At 43.2% G+C, this 21245-nt stretch carries 18 protein-coding genes and 3 pseudogenes; 9 read left to right on the top strand and 12 right to left on the bottom strand.

Annotated elements, in window-relative coordinates:
* Positions 1–11: 11 nt before the first annotated feature.
* The 8 genes from WH214_RS05765 to WH214_RS05730 form a co-directional block, all read right to left on the bottom strand.
* Positions 12–1673, bottom strand: coding sequence for an AMP-binding protein (locus tag WH214_RS05765; protein ID WP_339421898.1), 1662 nt, complete (start codon positions 1671–1673; stop codon positions 12–14).
* 77 nt (positions 1674–1750) lie between these two features.
* Complete coding sequence (locus WH214_RS05760; RefSeq protein ID WP_339421899.1) at positions 1751–2305, bottom strand: septation protein IspZ; 555 nt, start codon at positions 2303–2305, stop codon at positions 1751–1753.
* Positions 2302–2550: an acyl carrier protein gene (locus WH214_RS05755; protein ID WP_339421900.1), complete on the bottom strand. Its 249-nt coding sequence runs from the start codon at positions 2548–2550 to the stop codon at positions 2302–2304. Before WH214_RS05755 ends, WH214_RS05760 begins: the two co-directional genes overlap by 4 nt.
* A 9-nt stretch (positions 2551–2559) precedes the next feature.
* On the bottom strand, positions 2560–2820 hold the full coding sequence (locus tag WH214_RS05750; RefSeq protein ID WP_005012584.1) for a phosphopantetheine-binding protein: 261 nt from the start codon (positions 2818–2820) through the stop codon (positions 2560–2562).
* The gene (locus WH214_RS05745; protein ID WP_005012583.1) at positions 2804–3616 is read right to left on the bottom strand and encodes a lysophospholipid acyltransferase family protein; all 813 of its coding nucleotides are present in this window, start codon (positions 3614–3616) and stop codon (positions 2804–2806) included. The genes WH214_RS05750 and WH214_RS05745 overlap by 17 nt, the downstream gene beginning before the upstream one ends.
* Positions 3610–4230, bottom strand: coding sequence for a beta-ketoacyl synthase chain length factor (locus WH214_RS05740; protein ID WP_339422960.1), 621 nt, complete (start codon positions 4228–4230; stop codon positions 3610–3612). The genes WH214_RS05745 and WH214_RS05740 overlap by 7 nt, the downstream gene beginning before the upstream one ends.
* Positions 4231–4374: 144 nt before the next feature.
* On the bottom strand, positions 4375–5292 hold the full coding sequence (locus WH214_RS05735) for a LysR family transcriptional regulator (RefSeq protein ID WP_004684302.1): 918 nt from the start codon (positions 5290–5292) through the stop codon (positions 4375–4377).
* 701 nt (positions 5293–5993) lie between these two features.
* Positions 5994–6116, bottom strand: a complete 123-nt coding sequence (locus WH214_RS05730) for a hypothetical protein (RefSeq protein ID WP_004684300.1) — start codon at positions 6114–6116, stop codon at positions 5994–5996.
* A 376-nt stretch (positions 6117–6492) separates the two neighbouring features.
* Here WH214_RS05730 and WH214_RS05725 point away from each other — a divergent pair, with 376 nt between their 5' ends.
* A complete protein-coding gene (locus WH214_RS05725; protein ID WP_159126969.1) occupies positions 6493–7158 on the top strand; it encodes an epoxyqueuosine reductase QueH in 666 nt (221 codons plus the stop codon).
* A 2-nt stretch (positions 7159–7160) separates the two neighbouring features.
* On the opposite strand, the gene WH214_RS05720 is transcribed toward WH214_RS05725, so the two are convergent.
* Positions 7161–8555: a methylenetetrahydrofolate reductase C-terminal domain-containing protein gene (locus WH214_RS05720; protein ID WP_339421901.1), complete on the bottom strand. Its 1395-nt coding sequence runs from the start codon at positions 8553–8555 to the stop codon at positions 7161–7163.
* A 519-nt stretch (positions 8556–9074) separates the two neighbouring features.
* On the opposite strand from WH214_RS05720, the gene ribBA reads away from it, so the two are divergent.
* The 8 genes and pseudogenes from ribBA to WH214_RS05680 all read left to right on the top strand — a co-directional run bounded on the left by ribBA (position 9075) and on the right by WH214_RS05680 (position 17234).
* Complete coding sequence (gene ribBA / locus WH214_RS05715) at positions 9075–10190, top strand: bifunctional 3,4-dihydroxy-2-butanone-4-phosphate synthase/GTP cyclohydrolase II (protein ID WP_004983924.1); 1116 nt, start codon at positions 9075–9077, stop codon at positions 10188–10190.
* A gap of 18 nt (positions 10191–10208) precedes the next feature.
* Positions 10209–10679 carry a 6,7-dimethyl-8-ribityllumazine synthase gene (gene ribH, locus WH214_RS05710; RefSeq protein WP_004684294.1) on the top strand — a complete coding sequence of 157 codons (471 nt, stop codon included), beginning with the start codon at positions 10209–10211 and terminating at the stop codon, positions 10677–10679.
* Between the two features lie 4 nt (positions 10680–10683).
* Complete coding sequence (gene nusB / locus WH214_RS05705) at positions 10684–11139, top strand: transcription antitermination factor NusB (RefSeq protein ID WP_004983920.1); 456 nt, start codon at positions 10684–10686, stop codon at positions 11137–11139.
* Between the two features lie 12 nt (positions 11140–11151).
* Entirely contained in the window at positions 11152–12069 is a 918-nt protein-coding gene (thiL, locus tag WH214_RS05700; RefSeq protein WP_339421902.1) for a thiamine-phosphate kinase, read from the top strand.
* The gene (locus WH214_RS05695) at positions 12047–12568 is read left to right on the top strand and encodes a phosphatidylglycerophosphatase A family protein (RefSeq protein WP_004983912.1); all 522 of its coding nucleotides are present in this window, start codon (positions 12047–12049) and stop codon (positions 12566–12568) included. The genes thiL and WH214_RS05695 overlap by 23 nt, the downstream gene beginning before the upstream one ends.
* Positions 12569–12588: 20 nt before the next feature.
* Positions 12589–13953 (top strand): bifunctional UDP-N-acetylglucosamine diphosphorylase/glucosamine-1-phosphate N-acetyltransferase GlmU, encoded by a 1365-nt coding sequence (glmU, locus tag WH214_RS05690; RefSeq protein ID WP_339421903.1) that lies wholly within the window; start codon positions 12589–12591, stop codon positions 13951–13953.
* Between the two features lie 12 nt (positions 13954–13965).
* Positions 13966–15804: a glutamine--fructose-6-phosphate transaminase (isomerizing) gene (gene glmS / locus WH214_RS05685; protein ID WP_339993011.1), complete on the top strand. Its 1839-nt coding sequence runs from the start codon at positions 13966–13968 to the stop codon at positions 15802–15804.
* A gap of 59 nt (positions 15805–15863) precedes the next feature.
* Positions 15864–17234 (top strand): annotated as a pseudogene (locus WH214_RS05680) (phosphomannomutase CpsG).
* 71 nt (positions 17235–17305) lie between these two features.
* Here WH214_RS05680 and galE read toward each other — a convergent pair.
* The 3 genes and pseudogenes from galE to WH214_RS05665 form a co-directional block, all read right to left on the bottom strand.
* Positions 17306–18325, bottom strand: a complete 1020-nt coding sequence (gene galE / locus WH214_RS05675) for a UDP-glucose 4-epimerase GalE (protein WP_339421905.1) — start codon at positions 18323–18325, stop codon at positions 17306–17308.
* Positions 18318–19991, bottom strand: a pseudogene (gene pgi / locus WH214_RS05670) (glucose-6-phosphate isomerase). The gene galE and the pseudogene pgi overlap by 8 nt, the downstream one beginning before the upstream one ends.
* Positions 19988–21244 (bottom strand): annotated as a pseudogene (locus tag WH214_RS05665) (UDP binding domain-containing protein). The pseudogenes pgi and WH214_RS05665 overlap by 4 nt, the downstream one beginning before the upstream one ends.
* Position 21245 lies beyond the last annotated feature (1 nt).

Here is a 21245-nt window from a genome sequence, read left to right as displayed (position 1 = left end):
AGTCTCTCGGCTTAAACGTCTGACGGGACAGCAAACAGCAAACGTCCGGATGCCAATATTTTGTCATGATTTTTCAGCTCAAAACTGACCTTATTTGCTTTTCGGCTGAGCACCAGTTCCACCGTATGATAGGGCTGGATCAGTCCCTGAAATTTTAACTGTTCAAAACCGTTACACCACAGTAAATCCGCCCAGTTTTGTTTGGCAAAATGCTGAATAAATCCTATTTGTCCTACACCTGGATAAATCGGGAAGTTCGGGAAATGCCCTTTAAAGCACTCCAGCTCTGGCACAAACTCCAAAGCATAACTGATCTGCATATCGTGAGATTGCTGCGCCAATACCACAGGCAAGGTCATCGGTTGAAAGAGCGATTTTAAATACTGTTTGTTCAACTTGGATTGAGCATTTTGTGGCATTTGCGTTAAGAACCGCCACTGCCGCGGAATCGCAATACTTTCCAGTTTTTGTTGTAATTGTTTTTTCAGTTGTGCGGTAAAGGCGGCTTTGCCCTTTTCAATGAGCAGTACACGAGCATCCTCAGTCAACACTGCCACCACCGCTAAAATCTGGCGCTGTTCTTTTTCATGAATTAGGACATGACATTGTTCTATTTCGACCAATTCAGCGATTTTTGCTTCAATGGCATCGAGACTTAAACGCTTTTCTTCGAGTTTGACAATGCGGTCCAAACGCCCCAATAACTGAAATGGACTTTTGGGATTATATGCATCTACGACCCGCACTTTATCTCCGGTCAAAATCCAATCCGCGCTAAAGGCATGGTTGGCTTTAACGGCTAACTCTTGCTGCTCGGCGCAGTTAATTTCGACATTGGCAAAGGGTGTCCATAACACATCATCTGCCTGACGGTGAGCGATCCCGCCTGTTTCAGAACTACCAAACACTTCCGTAATCGGACAGTTCAGCAAAGGACGCACGCCTGCATCCAACTTTCCACCAGAGGAATAGACCATCTGACAGTCTTGCAATACCACATCTGTAGTCCAACGCTTCAGCAAAGCAGGACTGGAAATCAGATAATTGGGCAACTGTAAACGGGCAATCTTCTTTTGAAGATCAACCACTTCCTCAGGAAAAGCCAGTTGTATTTGATAGAAACTACGTCCACTGGCTAAGGGCCATAACAGCTTAAACAACAAACCATAAATATGCTGATGGCTCACCGTGGCAATCGCAACCGCCAGCTCAGGTAAATCAAAACTGGCTTCTAAACCACAGACTTCATTGAACAGTTGTTGCAGGGTACGCGGAATCTTTTTCGGCTGCCCAGTTGAGCCCGAAGTATAAAAATACAGCTGAGCCCGATTGAGAAAAGCAGCATCAAATTGAAGCTCGAAGGTTAGCGCTGCTGTCGATGGCAACCGTTTTAAAAAATAAATCTGCTGTTCAGCCAGTTCTTTTTCTAAGTCGCTGACCCGATGCGGGGGCAATAACACTTGCTTACCTGCTTGCAAGGCCGCAAACAGCAACACTAAAAACTCATAACTGTCTTGTTGCCAAAGCGCCCATACAGGCTGTTCCAACGGCTGAATTTGCGCAGCCTGTTCAGCCACATCCAACCAAAAAGTATGAAAGGACACAAAACTTGAGTCCGCCTGAATACACAAGGGACGCGATGAATGGAGATGGTGTTGAAAATGACAAGACATAAAATTTGTTTTTAAAACCGTATTTCTAATCGCTATAGTTCGAGGCCACTGTTTCAGCTGCCCTGACGGAAATGCTGTTATTTCTGTGCCTGATGCAACCGTTGTTGACGTTTGCGTAACACAAACTCTCCCAGTAACAACCCACCCATCAAGACATAAGAGATCAAGCCGTTATACAGCACCCAAATCTTCATCGGTGCAAAGAAAACAGTGATCAGGGCAATGACCGCATTGATGCAGAAAAACCCACACCAAACTTTGGTCACTTGACGGGTCCATTCTACCCCCTCTTCGGGCAAATTAGGCTCTGCCAAACGTGCAAAACGTTCAATCATCGAAGGCGGTCGAATCAAGGTGCTGGCAAAAATAAACAGCGCCCCGAGACTCATAAAGACAGGATAGAGCTTAAGCCATGCATGATCTTTTAAAATCAAACTCAGCCCGCCACATAAAATGGCAAAACCCATCAAGGGCCACAGCAAGGCATTGCCCTTACTCAATAGACGCAGGATGCCCAGTGCAATCAATACCGCACTGACCCAGACATACTGTCCGTGCGCCAAAGCATAAGCCACAAAAAAAGGATAGAGAAGCAATCCGACCCCTGCTATCCCTTTTAAAATGTTGTTCATTCAGCCGACATATTCTGAATCACGAGCACCACATCTTGAACGGTACGTACATTTTTAAAGTCTTCAGGATTAACTTGCTTGCCTGTCAGCTCTTTAATTTTTACGACCAAATCAATGGCATCAATACTGTCGACATCGAGGTCTGAAGCTAAGTTTGATTCTAACTGCACATCTTCAGGCGCAATTTCAAACAGCTCTTCCATCCACTCACGTAATTTTTCTAACACGGTTTCTTGTGCAAGCATAGCAACCTCTTATGCTGTTTTCTGTGCTTCAACCAAAGCCACTAAGCTTTGAATTGATTTAAAATGTTCTTTGGTTTCTGCAGACTCTGCATTTAGATGAATGCCATAACGCTTTTTCAATGCCAAACCCAATTCTAAAGCATCAATCGAGTCCAAACCCAGACCATCACCAAACAAAGGTGCGTCTGTATCAATATCTTCAATACGGATGTCTTCAAGGGCGAGGACATCAATAATCATTTGCTTTAATTCATCAGCAAGATTGCTCATTTAGGGATAACTCTTGGTTAAAAAACCACTGTAATTGTTGATTTAATTGACGCACATTTTTGGGATTGACCGTTACATCATCCAATACGTCTTCCACTCGGATCGCATCCAACACTTTCACATGGATATGAAAAGGCTGTTCTGGAATGTGATACCACTTTTCATTTTTGGTCAGGGTCGATGGCGTGCAGCTAATCAGTACAGGGCGAATCGGCACACCGGCACGCAGGGCAATATTGGCCGCACCACGCTGAAAGTCGTTTAGCTGCTCACCTTTTGCTGTTCGCGTCCCTTCAGGAAAGATCAATAAGGACGCCGCATGATCTTGCTGTAATTTTTGTACGCAGTCCTGAATAAATTGTTCAGAACCTGCATTTAAAATATAGCCTGCGCTTTGCACAGGGCCTTTGGTAAATGGATTTGACCACAGCGCCTGCTTAACCACGCAGTTTGCTTGTTCCATTAAACCAATTAAAACCACCACGTCAATCAGTGTCGGATGATTGGCAATGACCAACTCCTGCTGGCTGTGCTGTAGTTTGTCTAAGCCTTCAACTGTATAGGTCATGATGCCCAGTTTCACCATCATTTCGGTGAAACCTTTAAAACTGTGCTTAATCACCTTCTGAGTGCGCTGCTTTCGAAGCTCAAGGTCTGCTGAACTCAGCTTGACCAGTGGTGCAATCAAACCACCAATCGCCACGCCACCTAAACCAAAGCTGGCAAAGCTAAACCCTGTCGCCCCAACGCGCCATGCATAATTGGCTTTTTGCTTAATCCGATTTAATTTCAGCATTTCGTCCACGCTTCAGATTCAGTTTGCTCAGGATTAGTCCAAAACGTGTTAAATGCTAAAGCCTGCTGATAGGCTGGCGTTGAATTCGTATGCTTTGGCGTCAACATCAAATTGGCAGGCGTTAATGAAATCATCGCGGCCATCGCAAAAGCAGCAAATGGTTGATGCTCGATATAAATATCTGGCAAGGCTTCATCATAATACACCAGCAAAACCTGACGGGCTTCTGGCCTTGTTTTTAACCACGCATAGGCTTCAATCAACCCATCATTCCACGAACCCGCCACACTGGTCGCAGGTGTCTCATCCTGACATAAAATGGAATATAAGCCTGAAATTGCATTATGTACCGAGGTTGAAAATTGAGTCGGTGAAGGAGTTTGCTCGCTTAACACATCTTCTAAAATATTCAGTGTTTTTGCTTCATCGCCATATTGCGACACCCAAACAATATAATCGACCGTATGGGCGTCTAAAGTCTGCATTGCGCTATTCAAAGCCAGCTTTGCAAGACGCGATAAGCGTCGGCGTTGCATCGCAGGAATTTTTTCTATAGCTGATAATTCTTGATCAACCAAGCTCATATTCAAGCGGGATACGTGGAGTTGCATCATCATGATCAGTGTTTAAAAGTTGACAAATTATCAGGCGCACAATTATAGCACTGAGCCACATTTTTCACAAAAAATAACAAGCGCTGACGGGTTCAAAAAAGGAGGATACAGCAACCCTGATCCTCCCCCTTAAAACAAGAGCGACTAGATGTAATATTGCGTTCTTTTCTTGGCAAATTTATCCAGTTGTTTTAAAAAGCCTTCGAAATAATCCTTCTCTTTTTCCTCAGTACGATAGCCTGCATAGAGGGTACGACGTAAACCTTCAGGCGCTACGCAGTCTAAACGACGCGAAGTCACCCAACCCTTTTGTTCATATTCATTCACCACCCAATCAGGTAATGCCCCAATGCCACGCCCACTGGCCACCAGCTGAATCAACATTTGGGTGAGGTCGGTGGTGCGGATCTGTTTCGGCAGGATATTGGCCGGAATAAAAAGACGCGACATAATATCTAAACGGTGCTTATCCACTGGATAGGTCACCAAGGTTTCTTCTGCAAGTTCTTGCACGGTAATATCTTTAGCACGAACCAAAGGATGGGTGTTGGATAAAACCAAACGCGATTCGTACTCAAAAATCGGGAAATATTCCACCCCTTTTAACGCAATCGGGTCGGCCGTAATCAATAAATCAAATTCACCTGTCTGCAATAACTCATGCGGATTGGCCTCAAAACCTGAAGCGAAGTCCAGATCAACATCGGGATACTGTTGGCGATATTGATTTAACAACGGCATTAACCAATCGAAACAGCTATGACACTCTGAGGAAAAAGTAATACGTCCAGTTTGACCATGCACAATACGGGTGATGTCGCTTTGTGCAATTTGTACCTGCGGCAATACTTCATCAGCCAGTTTTAATAAACGCTGTCCAACATTAGAAAAGCTAACGGGACGGCTACGACGGTTCACCACCTCCACCCCAAACCACTGGTCTAACTCACGCAACTGGTGCGACAAAGCTGAAGGCGTTAAGCATAGGTCTCCCGCAGCAGCCACCAATGAGCCATGCTCTCTTAAAGCGGTTAAGGTTTTTAAATGGCGGAGTTCTAACATCTGGCGCGGCCCAATTTTTTAATCTTGATGAATACGGTATAGCTTACCCTATAAAAGCGAGATTTACTTATTTTTTTTCACCTTAATATATTTTTAATTAGTTTATTTCATCTCAATATCTATGATCTGCAACAAAAACACTCGCCCCATTTACAGAGAGTGAAAAAATTTAAGCATTCAAATTCACAATCTTCATGATCCGTGCATGAGCGCCAATCGAGAAGTAAGGCTTTCTTTTATAACTGTGGATGACTTTTAAGACTATCTCTTGGTCATTCCTAGGTTGAAGCGTGATTCCTTCAGTTTTTGAGAGGTACAACGACCGAATTCAGCCCACCAACTGTCCTATTTAACTCGTGGCTATGCATCGAACTCTTGTGATATCTCTACTTTGATATAGCGAAATCATTTGACAGCAAGCAGCATGCTCTTGTACCTGAGTTAAATTCAGTTCAAATATTGAGAACTGATGATTCTGATCTTCTATCCAAATTGAGCAGGCTAAAGCGCTGAAAAAACATAAAGCACTGGCGAGTAAAACTTCGTATAGCCCTAGTCTTGGGGCTTTTTTATGTTCCACGTGAAGCATTATGTAAATATCAAATAGAAAGTCGCTTGTCTCTCAAACTGGTGAGAAGCCAAACAGAACATGTAAAAACAAAAAAGCTTCCAAAATAGGAAGCTTTTTTTAAATCTTAGATTTAACCATCAATGGTGAGCTTTAAAATCTCAGCTTTGGTATAACCCCGTTCTTTTAAAAGATGTTGAATGGCTTTTTTCTCATCTTGATCTTCAAGGAATTTACAGCGTTGGATCAAACGCATATCGGTCTCATACTGAAAGTTATGACGACACTCCAATTCCTTATTGGAAGGCGTAGTAAAAAAATGAAGCACAGCTAGATACTCTCTTTCTTGCTGTTGAAGTGGCCCGCCTTCAACGAATACCTATCTAACACAACTGTTAAACACCCTTTGGATAAATGATGACGAATCTCGCTCAATTATGCAAGTTTGGGCCTCTCAAATGTTCTCTCTCTACTCATCTTCAGCGCTCAATACAGGTCTTCATCATCGGCCAACGTCGATTTTAATCATGAAAATTCATCAGCTCATCCTGAGAATTCTTCATCCAATCGCCGTTGATCCGCTCGTTAGACGTTTTAAACTGTCTGGTTTAAATAGATAAAAACCATTCAATATGTCGAAGCTCGAACGTCAGAAACTTACCCTCCCCACAGGTCATGACAAACTGCTCTTGCATTCCTGCTGCGCGCCTTGCTCAGGTGAAGTCATGGAAACCCTGATTGAATCAGGTATCGATTTTTCTATCTTTTTCTATAACCCCAACATTCACCCTGTAAAGGAGTACTTGATTCGTAAAGAAGAAAATATTCGCTTTGCAGAAAAACATCACATTCCATTTATTGACTGTGATTACGACACAGACAACTGGTTTGCACGTGCCAAAGGTATGGAAAATGAGCCAGAGAAAGGGATCCGTTGCACCATGTGTTTTGATATGCGGTTTGAACGGACAGCGTTATATGCGGCAGAACATGGCTTTAGCCTGATCAGCAGCTCTCTCGGTATTTCCCGTTGGAAGAATATGCAGCAGATTAATGAGTGTGGCCACCGTTCTGCTTCACATTATGCAGGCATTCACTACTGGGACTACAACTGGCGCAAACATGGCGGTGCGGTACGCATGCTGGACATCAGCAAACGTGAAGAGTTTTATCAACAAGAGTATTGCGGCTGTGTGTATTCACTGCGGGATAGCAACCGCTGGCGCATGAGCCAAGGCCGTGAACGGATCAAACTCGGACAAAAGTTCTATTCCAATGCCATGGATCAGGACAGCTGATTTCAGCCAGCAGCCTCCACATACCAATTTTTCCAAGAGCTGGTTCCACGCACCGCAATCGACACGGTCGGAATCAGCTTTTCTTTTAAGATCTTGGTTTGTCCAACGGCTTTGGCTAAGCGTGCTTTGACTGAATGAATGCATTCACGATCACCAAATTCACAGCGGTCTAAACTGGTTCCACCACAGGGCCCATTGGCCAAGCCTTTGGGGCAAGTTTCTGGGCAAATATACAGAGTCTCACCTAAACGGCATTGACCGCAACTTTCACAGCCCACCACTGCATGCTTACTCAAATGTTCTGTTTTCAGTAACGCTTGTTTAGCACGTGATCGATCCCAAACATTGAAATTAAAAATAAACCGCCCCACGCCTTTGGCCAGTTTAGATTCAAATAAAGCATCATGCATCAAATGCAGATGTTGGTATTTAATAATCTGACTTGAGGTCGCAGGCCGTGAATAATAAGCCAGCTTCGGATGAAACTCTGTACCAGTTTGCACCTGCCAAAGCGTATTCCAAAGTCGTTCACACTCAGCAAAACTCAAGTGCCGATATTCTTCAATATAACACTCCAGTAAGCTTTGTTCTTCAGGCTGATGGCAAGCTGATAAATGCACCCCCGCAAAACCCAAATGTCGACACATTAGAATCTGTAATGCGCAGCGCACATAGACGCGATCACTTAAACCCTGTTCTTTTTCCTGTTGCAACACCTGCAACATATGCGGGGTGATCACAATGCCGGCCACTTTATGTTTCAGCATAAACTTAGCCCGTGCCAAGGTCAGTGGCATGACGCAGGCTAACATTTTCTGAGCATACTGATGCTGCACTAAAAATGCATGCGCATCCTGTAAAGCAGCCATGTCATAGCCCAATTGGGTAATCACATAATCAGCCCCTGCTTTCATCTTTTTATGCAGTTTCAGATATTGCGCCTCTTTTTCCGCTTCAGCATATTTAAACGGATTAAACGCCACACCAATATGAAAACCGCCTTGGCGTTTGGCTTCCATGACAGCATTCACCGACTCCAAATAACGTGTTCGGGGTTCTAGGTCGTGGCTATAGCAGTGCTGTTTTAATTTATCGCCAGTTAAGAGCAACAAGTTCTTTTGATCCTGTGTTTTTGCATTCTTCAAAAACTGCTCCAAGTCTTGTATATCCCGTGCCTTCCCCGAAAAGTGAATGACTTTTTCAATCTCTTGTGGATACTGTTTGGCGACTTGCAAAGGTGCTTCATCATCATCTGCATGTACCCGATCGGCCAGCGCCATAGCCGCAGGAAAGCCTGCAAATTCAGTTTTGACAGACCACTGGGCTTGGTGTGCGCTTAAGTATTCAACCAATACGCAAAATTGTTGCTGTGCAAAATATTGAGCAAGTAAGGACATCACAGAAGAAATAATCCAGAGGATTAAAAAAGAAGAATTATAGTACAAATCAAAAATAGATGACGAATCGTATGGTTTTTCGCGACGGCATATTCAATATTTTTTGACTCATCCTCCACCCGATGAGTGAACGCAAATATCCACCCCGGTCTGATTCATTAGTTGCAGTACCCTGCTAAAACTGAACCTAATGGTCAAATTCAAAAAAGAAGGTACTCCAACGCTCAACCACACGCCGCCCATAGCACAACATTTGTCTAGACCCCTTATTTACTACGCTGATTGATTTATTTTCGATAAGATTGTTCTTTTTTATGCTTTTCAATCGCTTAAAGACTAAGCACATTTCAGCTTTTTAAAATAAAGGCATCTTTTCAAGCTGGGACTGACTGTGTATAACAATGGACGACTCAAGGAAATGATTCGCACATAGGCAAAAGCCTGAAAAAAGCTTAAACTATGTGCCAATGAAAACAAATGATATGTCGTCCATGGCGACAACGATGAAGGTGAAGGTTGATGCCGCTCAATACCGTTGAAGAGCTAGTTGCAGATATCCGTGCAGGTAAAATGGTCATCCTGATGGATGACGAAGATCGTGAAAATGAAGGTGATTTAGTTATCGCAGCGACCCATGTTCGCGCAGAAGACATCAACTTTATGATCACCCACGCACGTGGTTTGGTGTGCTTAACGCTCAGCCGTGATCGCTGTAAACAATTGAATCTTCCATTGATGGTCGATGCCAATGGCGCACAACATGGCACCAACTTCACGCTCTCCATTGAAGCGGCGGAAGGTATTTCTACAGGGATTTCACCTGCAGAACGTGCGCATACCATTCAAACGGCAGTAGCGGCACATGCCAAACCATCAGATATCGTTCAACCAGGACATATTTTTCCATTGATGGCGCAGCCTGGTGGCGTTCTACACCGCGCAGGTCATACCGAAGCAGGTTGTGATTTATCTCGCCTAGCGGGTCTAGAGCCGGCATCGGTCATCTGTGAAATCATCAATGAAGATGGCACAATGGCGCGCCGTGCCGATCTTGAAATTTTTGCTGAAAAGCATGGTTTAAAAATTGGCACCATCGCGGATCTGATTCACTACCGTATGACCAATGAACAAACCGTTGAACGGATTGATCAGCAAAGCATTGATACCGAATATGGCACGTTTGACTTATATCGTTACCGCGAATTAGGTAATCCAGATATACACTTGGCTTTGGTGAAAGGTGAACCGAAAGAAGGAGTAACAACCGTTCGTGTCCATGGTTTCAACCCTGTTCGTGACCTGCTCAAGCTCAACAAAAAAGACGGTGAGCCAGCATGGAATCTCGACAAGGCCCTGCAAGAAATCGCAAGCAGCGATCGTGGGGTTTTGGTTTGGATTGGGCAGCGTCATTTACAAGACTTAGGCCCAGCCCTAGACAGCCTTACAGCACCAAAACCAACCAAATCCAATGCTGCTTTATCTCAGCAGTACCAAACCATTGGGGTGGGCGCACAAATTTTACGTGATTTAGGCGTAGAAAAGATGAAGCTTTTGAGCTCACCTTTACGCTTTAATGCACTCTCTGGGTTTAATTTAGAAGTGGTGGAATATATCACCGCACATCAAACAACTTAAAAAATCATCGAGGTTGCTATGGCAATTCGCCGTATTGAAGGTATGTTACATCTCGCTAGCGAAGGCCGTTATGCGATTTTAGTGGGTCGTTTTAATAGTTTTGTTGTCGAACATCTATTAGAAGGTGCAATTGATACATTGAAACGTCATGGTGTATCAGAGGATAATATCACTGTTGTTCATGCACCAGGCGCGTGGGAACTTCCTGTCGTGGCTAAAAAATTAGTGGCGTCTGAACGCTTCGATGCCATCATTGCACTGGGTGCTGTGATTCGTGGTAGCACACCTCACTTCGACTTTGTTGCAGGTGAATGTGCCAAAGGTTTAGGCGTGGTTGGCCTAGAATCTGGTCTTCCAGTGATTAATGGTGTATTGACTACGGATAGTATTGAACAAGCGATTGAACGCTCGGGTACAAAAGCAGGTAATAAAGGCGGCGAAGCTGCTCTTACTGCAATTGAAATGGTTAACTTGTTAAAGGCTATTTAACGCTATGTCGCAAACATTGCAAGCAACTTATGCAGCAAAACGTAAAGCACGTCGCTTTGCTGTACAAGGAATTTACGAATGGCAAATGAGCCACAATCCAGTCCATGAGATCGAAGCACGTACGCGTGTGGAAAATGCCATGCACAAAGTGGATCTGAGCTATTATCATGAATTGTTAACCCAAGTGGTTGCCAATCATGAAGCATTGGATGCGCTCTTAATCCCTGTGCTTGATCGCGAAGTTTCTGCGCTTGACGGCGTTGAACTTGCGACCCTTCGTTTAGGCGCATATGAACTCAAGGAACACCTTGAAATTCCATATCGCGTGGTTTTAGACGAAGCGATCGAGCTTGCTAAACATTTTGGCGGTGCAGACAGCCATAAATACATCAATGGTGTATTAGATCGTTTAGCAACAACTTTACGTGCAGCAGAAAAGCAACAAGCGAACTCACAGTAGTAGATTTGTTGTATGGCTGAGTTTTCGATCATTGATACCTATTTTAATCGTAAGAGTCCTCATTCTGTCGATTTAGGCGTCGGTGACGACTCAGCCTTGCTCACCCCACCACCACAGCAACAATTGGTCATTTGTGCCGATACCTTGGTTGCTGGACGTCACTTTCCGCTTGATACCAGCCCCCATGCGATTGGCTGGAAATCTGCCGCAGTCAATTTATCTGATATCGCCGCAATGGGCGCGAAACCTCAGAGTATTTTGTTGGCCTTGAGCTTACCCCAAATTGATCATGACTGGCTCAAAGGCTTTAGTCAGGGTTTATATGATTGCTGTGATCAATTTGGCGTGAGTTTAATTGGTGGAGACACCACCCAAAGCCCACATCTCACTATTTCCGTGACTGCACTGGGCTGGGTCGATATCGGTCAAGCCGTCACTCGCTCTGCAGCTCAAGTGGGTGATTTGATTTGTGTCAGTGGTACGGTCGGCGATGCTGCTTTTGCCTTGCAACACTTAGGCCACCCTCTCCAACAACGTTTGGACTACCCCACCCCACGATGTGAACTGGGTCAGGCGCTCAAAGGCTTGGCGCACAGTATGATTGATGTGTCGGATGGCTTAGCACAAGATCTCGGTCATATCTTAAAAGCGTCCCATGTGGGCGCGACCCTACAACTTGATCAATTGCCAATCAATACCGCTCTACAAGATGTAACACGAGAACAACAATGGCAATATGCTTTGGCGGGTGGCGATGACTATGAATTATGCTTTACAATAAGCCCGCAGAATTATGAAAAACTTTTGCAACAACAAAACCATAGCAGCATCAGTATCATTGGAAAAATTGATGCCGAAAGTGGTCTGCGTTTTCAACAAAATGGCTTAGACCATTCCTTGCAATTTAATGGATATCAACACTTTGCATAAGCCCCCTATCCTCTTTCGTCAGATGTCTTGGTATGACCGTTTCATCGTGTTTTGCGGTGTAGGGTTTGGCTCAGGACTAGCACCTAAAGCACCAGGAACGTTTGGTTCTGCCTTCGCGCTGCTGTTTGTCCCGATTTGGCTTGCAATTGGCTTATCCAACACCATTATTGCCATCATCCTCATGTCTCTGATTGGCATTTATATCTGTGGGCATACTGCCAAAGTGATGGGCGTACATGATGATGGGCGTATTGTATGGGATGAGTTTGCTGGCCAGTCCATCACCTTTTTACCTGTTCTATATTTAGGGCAAATGAATTGGCTCTGGCTGCTGCTGGGTTTTATTTTATTTCGTATTTTTGATGTGTGGAAACCGTGGCCGATTCGTGTCATTGACCAAAAAGTCGAAGGTGGTTTTGGCATTATGCTCGACGACCTAATTGCAGGACTATGGGCTGCACTTTGTATTTGGATTTATTTTTATTTCACTGTGGCTTAGGCCATTTTTAGGATTACAACATGTCAACGACTGTTATTATTCTTGCTGCAGGTAAAGGAACACGTATGCGTTCTTCTTTACCCAAAGTACTACAACCACTTGCAGGACGTCCTTTACTTGGTCATGTCATCGACACTGCAAAAAAATTAAATGCAGCCAATATTATTACAATTTATGGCCACGGCGGTGCACGAGTTCAAGAAACGTTTACTCATGAAAAGATTGAATGGGTGGAACAAGCTGAGCAACTCGGAACAGGTCATGCAGTGCAAATGACACTCCCAGTCCTTCCGCAGGAAGGCAGCTCACTGATTTTATCAGGCGATGTACCTTGCATCTCTCAAAACACGCTACAAAAATTACTCAATGCAACTGCCGAGACAGGCATTGGTCTAGTGACTTTAACTTTAGCCGATGCAACCGGTTATGGGCGTATCGTGCGTGAGAATGGTCAGATTCAGGCGATTGTTGAACATAAGGATGCGACCACAGAGCAGCACCAGATTAAAGAAATTAATACAGGTATTTACTGTGTCAGCAATGCCAAATTGCACGAATGGTTACCTAAACTCAGCAATAACAATGTGCAAGGTGAATATTACCTGACTGATATTGTAGCAATGGCCTTAGCTGATGGGATGCAAGTCGCATCGGTTGAGCCTGAACAAGCCTTCGAAGTTGAAGGAGTGAATGATCGTATTCAGCTCGCCGCATTAGAACGCCAATTCCAAACTGATCAAGCCAAAAAGTTGATGCAGCAAGGTGTGCATTTAATTGATCCTAGTCGCTTTGACCTTCGTGGAAATTTAACCGTTGGGCAAGACGTACGCATCGACATCAATGTGATTATTGAAGGCGAATGTGAATTCGGCGACCATGTAGAAATTGGTGCAGGTTGTATCATCAAAAACACCAAGATCGCAGCAGGTACAAAAGTTCAGCCGTATAGCCTCTTTGATAATGCTATGGTCGGTGAAGATGCACAGATTGGTCCTTTTGCTCGTTTACGTCCAGGTGCAAAACTGGCTGCTGAAGTGCATATTGGTAACTTCGTTGAAGTTAAAAACACCAGCATTGGCCTTGGCTCAAAAGCCAATCACTTTACCTATTTAGGTGATGCTGAAATTGGTACAGGCTCGAACATTGGTGCAGGTACCATTACCTGTAATTATGATGGTGCAAATAAATTTAAAACCATCATTGGTGATGCTGCATTTATTGGCTCCAACAGTTCATTGGTTGCACCTGTCACGATTGGCAATGGGGCAACCGTCGGTGCAGGTTCAACCATTACCCGTGATGTTGCAGAGAATAGTTTAGCGGTAGAACGCTCTAAGCAAGTTGAAAAAGAAAACTATCAACGTCCACAAAAGATGAAGAAATAAGAGGATTAGATTATGTGCGGTATTGTCGGTGGCGTTGCAGAACGTAGTATTACCAATATTTTAATTGAAGGTTTAAAGCGCCTTGAATATCGTGGCTATGACTCTGCGGGTTTAGCGCTGGTCAATCAAGGTCAAGTTTTACGCGAAAGACGTGTCGGTAAAGTTTCAAATTTAGAAGAAGCCGTTAATCAATCCAATATTCTCGGTTCTCTGGGTATTGCGCATACCCGCTGGGCAACCCATGGTAAACCCACTGAAGATAATGCACATCCGCACATTTCAGGCGATGTTGCTGTAGTCCATAACGGTATTATTGAAAACTATCAAGAACTTAAAGATGATCTTGAAGCTTTAGGCTATGTATTTACCTCACAGACCGATACCGAAGTGGTCGCTCACTTGGTGAAGGATGCTTTAAAGTCAACTCCAAGCTTGCTGGAAGCTGTGCAACAAGTCGTGCCTCAGCTTAAAGGGGCTTATGCACTAGGTATTGTACATACCGACCATCCCGATGAACTGATTACCGTGCGTGAAGGTTCACCTTTGGTGATTGGGGTCGGCATTGGTGAAAACTTTATCAGTTCAGATCAATTGGCTTTATTGCCTATTACCAATCGTTTTATTTACCTTGAAGAAGGTGATATTGCTCGTTTAACCCGCAATAGCATTGAAGTTTTTGTCGCTGGTCAACGGGTCGAGCGTCCAATCAAAGAATTAGATGCTGCCGTCAGCAATGCATCTAAAGGTGAATATAAGCACTACATGCTCAAAGAAATTTATGAGCAACCTGAAGCAATTCAACAAACCATTTCTCAAGCCCTAGATGGCAATGCACTGCGTGAAGATTTTCTTGCCAATGCAGTCGCTGATTTTCAAAAAATTAAGCAAATCCAAATCATTGCCTGCGGGACTAGCTACCATGCAGGGATGATTGCCAAATATTGGTTTGAACAACTGATTGATCTACCGTGCCAAGTAGAAATTGCGAGCGAATTCCGCTATCGCAGCCCTGTCATTGTCAATCATACGCTTTATGTTTGCATTTCACAGTCTGGTGAAACCGCTGACACTTTAGCCGCACTGCGTGATACCCAAAAGCGTGCTGCAGCAAAAGGTGCTGACATTACCACCATGACTATTTGTAATGTCGCAACATCATCTATGGTACGTGAGACCAATCATAGCTTGCTTACACTGGCGGGTCCTGAGATTGGTGTAGCATCAACCAAGGCATTTACCACACAGCTTGCAGCACTCATGTTATTGGTCCTAAAAATTGGTACGATCAAAAATAGCATTTCTGTACAACATGTGGCTGAGATTACGGCTGAACTTTGGCATACCCCTAAAGTGATTTTAGATACCTTACGTAATGACCCTGAAATTTTACGTTTATCTGAACTTTTCGTAGAGAAGCAGCACTGCTTATTCTTAGGTCGTGGCACGAATTTCCCGATCGCACTTGAAGGGGCGTTGAAACTCAAAGAGATTTCGTATATCCATGCTGAAGGCTATGCCGCAGGTGAACTTAAACATGGTCCGCTCGCTTTAGTCGACAATGACATGCCTGTGGTCATTCTCGCACCGAAAGATGACATGCTCGATAAACTCAAATCGAATATGGAAGAGGTTCAAGCCCGTGGTGGTGAACTCTTTGTCTTTGCCGATGAAAATAGCGGCATTAAAGCCAAAGACCGTCAGCATGTGGTTTATGTACCAAGCATTAGCCCAATATTGGCTCCCATTGTTTATAGCGTGCCCGTACAACTACTGTCTTATCATGTTGCAGTCCTGCGTGGTACAGATGTCGACCAACCTCGAAACCTCGCTAAATCGGTCACTGTAGAATAATTATTTAAATAAAGGCTGGGTATCCAGCCTTTATTCTTTATCTAAATAGAGAATCACATATGTCGCAACTTACCTGCTTTAAAGCCTATGATATTCGTGGCAAGCTCGGGACAGAGCTGAATGAAGAAATTGCTTATAAAATTGGCCGTGCATATGGGCAAATTTATCAACCTAAAACAGTGGTTATCGGTTGCGATATCCGTCTGACCAGTGAAAGCCTCAAACAAGCCACTATTCAGGGCTTAAATGATGCTGGGGTGAATGTCCTCGATCTTGGTATGACAGGGACAGAAGAGGTTTACTTCGGCGCCTTTCACCTAGATGTTCAAGGCGGTATTGAGATTACGGCGAGCCATAACCCAATGGATTACAATGGGATGAAATTGGTTCGTGAACAAGCGCGCCCTATTGGTGCAGATAGCGGTCTGGCGGAAATCCAAGCCTTAGCAGAATCTGGGGCATTTACAGAGGCCGCACAAAAAGGCTCAACCACAGCCTACAATATTCTGCCTGAGTTCATTGAACACCTTATGGGGTATATTAATCCTGCTAAAATCCGCCCATTAAAATTGGTCGTGAATGCAGGAAATGGTGCAGCAGGTCATGTCATTGATGCGATCGAAGAAAAATTTAAAGCCCTAAATATCCCTGTTGAATTTATTAAAATTCACCATGAGGCAAATGGTCATTTTCCGAATGGCATTCCTAACCCGATTTTGGTTGAGAACCGTGATAGCACACGTCATGCCGTGCTTGAACATCACGCAGATATGGGCATTGCATGGGATGGTGACTTCGACCGCTGTTTCCTGTTTGATGAAAAAGGACAGTTCATTGAAGGTTATTATATTGTTGGCCTTTTAGCACAAGCCTTCTTACTGAAACAATCAGGCTAAAAAATTGTCCACGACCCACGTCTGATTTGGAACACCTTTGATGTCGTAGAGAAATATCAAGGCATCCCTGTTCAGTCGAAATCAGGACATTCCTTTATTAAAGACAAAATGCGTGAACACAATGCCGTTTATGGCGGCGAAATGTCTGCACACCATTATTTCCGCGATTTTTCTTATTGCGATAGTGGAATGATTCCATGGTTGCTGGTTGTTTCTGTACTGTCTGAAACTGGACAATCTTTGTCCTCATTGGTTGAAGAAATGATCAAAAAGTTTCCTTGCTCAGGGGAAATCAATTTCAAAGTTGCGGATACACAAGTCACGATTCAAAAGCTTTTTGATCACTTCGCAAATCAAAATCCAAGTATTGACCACACAGATGGCGTAAGTTTAGATTTTGGTGCTTGGCGCTTTAACGTACGTGCTTCAAACACAGAGCCTTTATTACGTTTAAATATTGAAAGTCGTTTAGATCGACATCCAAAGCCAATGCAAGACTATGTCGATGCATTGACTCGGTTGATTCAAGATTAATTTCCCGATTTTAAATATAAAAATAGGCACTTTGAGTGCCTATTTTATTTTGCGGAAAATATTATAGAAAACTATGCTTTGTAGCCTGTTGGATTCTGCTTTTGCCAATTCCAACTATCTGCTAACATATCTTCTAGGCTGTATTTTGGTTGCCAACCCAACTCAGCAATTGCTCGAGTATTATCTGCAAATGAAGTTGCAACATCCCCTGCACGACGGGGTTCAATGTTATATGCAACAGGCTTCTGATTCACTCGTTCAAAAGTCTTCACCACTTCCAAAACAGATGAACCCTGACCTGTTCCAATATTCCAAGATCGGCAACCTATTGTGTTTAAGCGATTATTAAGAGCGCATAAGTGTGCATTTGCCAAATCGACTACATGAATATAATCACGAACACCAGTACCATCTACGGTATCGTAATCACCACCAAAAATAGATAATTTCTCACGGCGCCCTATTGCCACTTGTGTGACAAAAGGCATAAGGTTATTTGGAATCCCAAGTGGATCTTCCCCAATTTGACCACTTTTATGCGCACCAACTGGATTAAAATAACGTAATAATGCAATAGACCAACGCTCATCCGCAATTGAAAGCTTTTGTAATAATTGTTCTACGATTAACTTGGTATAACCATAATTATTGTTCGGCATACCTGTTGGCATGTCTTCATTCAGAGGTGAAACATTCATCTCATCATATACAGTAGCAGATGAGCTAAATACCAACTTAAAAACCTGAGCACGCTCCATTGCTTTGACCAAGCTAATCGAACCCGAAATATTATTTTCAAAATACTTCAATGGGATTTTTTGGCTTTCACCTACTGCTTTTAAACCGGCAAAATGAATGACCGCATCAATTTTATGTGTCCTAAAGATAGGATCTAAAATCTGCTGATCTAAAATATCCCCCTCCACAAAATCCAATTTTTTAGAGGTTAATGCTCTAACGCGTCTTAACGACTCTTCTGAACTATTTGACAAATTGTCTAAAACAATAACATCATGTCCTGCATTTAAAAGCTCAACACAAGTATGTGACCCGATATAACCCGCACCACCAGTCACTAAAATATTAGCCATCTAATTTTCCTAATAAAATTTTTAACAAACCCTGAGTCGAAACATCTAAAGCAGATAAATCTTGTTGTTGCCCATTTAAAATCGGCAGTAACTGGTTGGCAATTTCCTTGCCCTTTTCAACACCCCATTGATCGAAAGGGTTAATATTCCAAAGTACGGATTGTACAAATACTTTATGTTCATACATTGCGATGAGCATACCTAAGCTATAAGGATTGAGCTCCTGCATTAAAATTGTTGTACTTGGCTGGTTACCCTCATATTTTTTATATTCTGGTAAAGAGGCCAATTCACTTTGATCCAATGCTTGATTTCCAAAGGCCAATAAACGTGACTGTGCTAAACAATTTGAAAGTGCCAAATGATGTTGTTCAATTAATGCCTCAGCATTATCCACATAGGTAAACTGATTTGCGTTATAACGTTGTATTGGTGCAATGAAGTCACAACTCACCGAATGTGTACCTTGATGCAACAGTTGATAAAATGCATGCTGCGCATTGGGTCCCACCTCGCCCCACACAATCGGACAAGTATCCCATTCAACCTTTTCACCATTACGTTGGATCGACTTCCCATTCGATTCCATTTCAAGTTGCTGTAGATATGAAGCAAAGTACTTGAGGCGACCATCATACGGTAAAACAGCATGGGTTTGAATGTCTAAGAAATTATTATTCCAAGCCCCTAAAAGCCCCATCAAAACAGGAATGTTCTGATGAAAAGGGGCATGTTGAAAATGCTGGTCAATCGCATAAGCGCCCGATAAAAACTGATTAAACCCATCCACCCCAATAGTTAAAGCAATTGGAAGTCAAAAACACGACCATAAAGAATAACGGCCACCCACCCAATCCCACAATAAAAATTGATTCTCAGGCGCGATCCCCCAAGCAGTCATTTTTTCGGGCTTGGTCGATACGCCAATAAAATGGTGCTTTAAGGTTTGAGCCTCTTGGCCTAATGCTTTTTCAAGCCAAAGACGTACCGTTTGAGCATTGGAGAGTGTATCAATCGTACCAAATGACTTTGATGAGATAATAAACAAGGTTGTTTCTGGACGCAGCTTATGCAGAAGCTCTGAAAGCTGACTACCATCTATTGTTGAAACAAAATGTAGATTTAAAGGCTTTTGTGTCGATTTTTTAAAGTCAGATAATGCATGGCTGACCATCAGCGGCCCTAGGTCAGACCCCCCCACACCGATATTGACCACATCTTGAATCACCTCACCCGTCGCCCCCCGGTATTGGCCCTCGTGAATTTTGTTGACCAATGCATACATTTTTTGCAGTTGTTCATGAATCTGATCCGCAATAGCCTGATGCTGTTGATCGTATTGCGGTAAACGTAAAGCCCAATGCATGGCTGAGCGGTGTTCAGTATAGTTAATCGCTGTACTTGAGAATAAAGTTTTAATCCAACTGGTTAAATCTCGTGCCTGCGCCCACTGCACTAAAGAATCAACTGCCGTTCGGTCAATACGATGTTTACTAAAATCAAAAATAATCGGCTCTAATACGACAGAGAGCTGCTCAAAACGAGTCGAATCATCTGCAAAAAGATCATTCAGATGATGCTGTTCAAAATGAGCTTTCAAGCCCTGCAGTCGGGCAATTGCTGTATTAATATCTTCAACGGGATATGGTTTCTTTTTATTCTTCATCGCCCTACTCCCTGATAGGCAAAGCCTTGAGCTTTGACATAGCATGGATCATAAATATTTCGACCATCTAAAATCAGTGGGTGCTGCATTTTTTTGAGTAATTCTGTGTAATTAGGACTCCAGTACTGCTTCCAAGCAGTTAATAAGCACAAAGCATGTGCTCCCTCAACGGCCTCATATTGATCGGTACAGTAAATCAAATCTTCTCGATACCCATAATGTTTTTCAATTTCTGCCAATGCCTGAGGATCATGCAATTTGACCACCATATTTTGTGCCCAAAGCGCTTTTAACATGGCATGAATTGGAGACTGCTGAATGCGAGACGTGTTTTATTTAAATGATGCCCCCCAAATCGCAACAACCTTACCCGCTAAGTCCCCATGATAATAATTACATAATTTACGAAATAGAATTTCTTTTTGCTGCTCATTGATATCCCAAACTTGTGCCAATAACTGGCTCTTCGCTCCAGTACCTGAAACAGTATTTGCTAATGTTAAAACATCGTGAGAGAAATTTTCACCGCCAAAGCCAGCTCCCGGATAGAGATAGGAAGCACCAATTCGACTATCCGCCGCCAAACCTTGACGTACATGCTCAATATCAATACCTAGCTTCTCAGCCACCACAGCTAAATCGTTAATATAACTAATACGGGTCGCCAACATGCCTGAAACACTGAGCTTAGTAAACTCAGCATCTAAAACGGGCATAAATAAATATTGTTGTTCTCTTGGAAATAAAGGACGAAGTAACTCTCGAATTTTAATTTGACTCGTTGCACTTGAACAACCAACTGTCAGTTGTTTTGCCTGCACGAAGCTTTGTAAAGCATTACCTTCTTGGATTACGTCAGGCAAATACACCCAATCATCATCCGCTAAGATTTTTTCAAATTTCTCAGTGCCATGTAAACCCAAAGTCGATGCATTGATCATCAATTTAGGATGAATAATAGGACGCTGTTTGAGCTCTTTTAGAATTTCAATGCCTTGTGATTCTTCTGTCGGACTCAGGCTAAAAAAGTAAGCATCAATATCGAGAGGAATAGCATTAAAATTGCAGTACTGTAGAAACCCACTTTTTTCTTGTTTATGGAGTAGATTGATCACAGCATCATCTTGTGTATAGGCTTGCTCTGAGGCAGGCCTTTTTAAAACATCGCACCAAAAGACCTGATGTCCACACTCAGCCAACAATGCTGCCATAACACCTGAGTACAGGGTTTGTCCAAATACTGCAACTTTCATA

The organism is Acinetobacter sp. MYb191 (genome assembly GCF_037572605.1).
In the GTDB taxonomy this organism is placed as follows: domain Bacteria; phylum Pseudomonadota; class Gammaproteobacteria; order Pseudomonadales; family Moraxellaceae; genus Acinetobacter; species Acinetobacter johnsonii.
This window is presented reverse-complemented; position numbering and strand designations above follow the sequence as displayed.

Coding starts and splice junctions, on each gene's coding strand:
- WH214_RS05765 (WP_339421898.1), bottom strand. CDS start 1,673: ATGTCTTGTCATTTTCAACACCATCTCCATTCATCGCGTCCCTTGTGT.
- WH214_RS05760 (WP_339421899.1), bottom strand. CDS start 2,305: ATGAACAACATTTTAAAAGGGATAGCAGGGGTCGGATTGCTTCTCTAT.
- WH214_RS05755 (WP_339421900.1), bottom strand. CDS start 2,550: ATGCTTGCACAAGAAACCGTGTTAGAAAAATTACGTGAGTGGATGGAA.
- WH214_RS05750 (WP_005012584.1), bottom strand. CDS start 2,820: ATGAGCAATCTTGCTGATGAATTAAAGCAAATGATTATTGATGTCCTC.
- WH214_RS05745 (WP_005012583.1), bottom strand. CDS start 3,616: ATGCTGAAATTAAATCGGATTAAGCAAAAAGCCAATTATGCATGGCGC.
- WH214_RS05740 (WP_339422960.1), bottom strand. CDS start 4,230: ATGATGCAACTCCACGTATCCCGCTTGAATATGAGCTTGGTTGATCAA.
- WH214_RS05735 (WP_004684302.1), bottom strand. CDS start 5,292: ATGTTAGAACTCCGCCATTTAAAAACCTTAACCGCTTTAAGAGAGCAT.
- WH214_RS05730 (WP_004684300.1), bottom strand. CDS start 6,116: ATGCGTTTGATCCAACGCTGTAAATTCCTTGAAGATCAAGATGAGAAA.
- WH214_RS05725 (WP_159126969.1), top strand. CDS start 6,493: ATGTCGAAGCTCGAACGTCAGAAACTTACCCTCCCCACAGGTCATGAC.
- WH214_RS05720 (WP_339421901.1), bottom strand. CDS start 8,555: ATGTCCTTACTTGCTCAATATTTTGCACAGCAACAATTTTGCGTATTG.
- ribBA (WP_004983924.1), top strand. CDS start 9,075: ATGCCGCTCAATACCGTTGAAGAGCTAGTTGCAGATATCCGTGCAGGT.
- ribH (WP_004684294.1), top strand. CDS start 10,209: ATGGCAATTCGCCGTATTGAAGGTATGTTACATCTCGCTAGCGAAGGC.
- nusB (WP_004983920.1), top strand. CDS start 10,684: ATGTCGCAAACATTGCAAGCAACTTATGCAGCAAAACGTAAAGCACGT.
- thiL (WP_339421902.1), top strand. CDS start 11,152: ATGGCTGAGTTTTCGATCATTGATACCTATTTTAATCGTAAGAGTCCT.
- WH214_RS05695 (WP_004983912.1), top strand. CDS start 12,047: ATGGATATCAACACTTTGCATAAGCCCCCTATCCTCTTTCGTCAGATG.
- glmU (WP_339421903.1), top strand. CDS start 12,589: ATGTCAACGACTGTTATTATTCTTGCTGCAGGTAAAGGAACACGTATG.
- glmS (WP_339993011.1), top strand. CDS start 13,966: ATGTGCGGTATTGTCGGTGGCGTTGCAGAACGTAGTATTACCAATATT.
- galE (WP_339421905.1), bottom strand. CDS start 18,325: ATGGCTAATATTTTAGTGACTGGTGGTGCGGGTTATATCGGGTCACAT.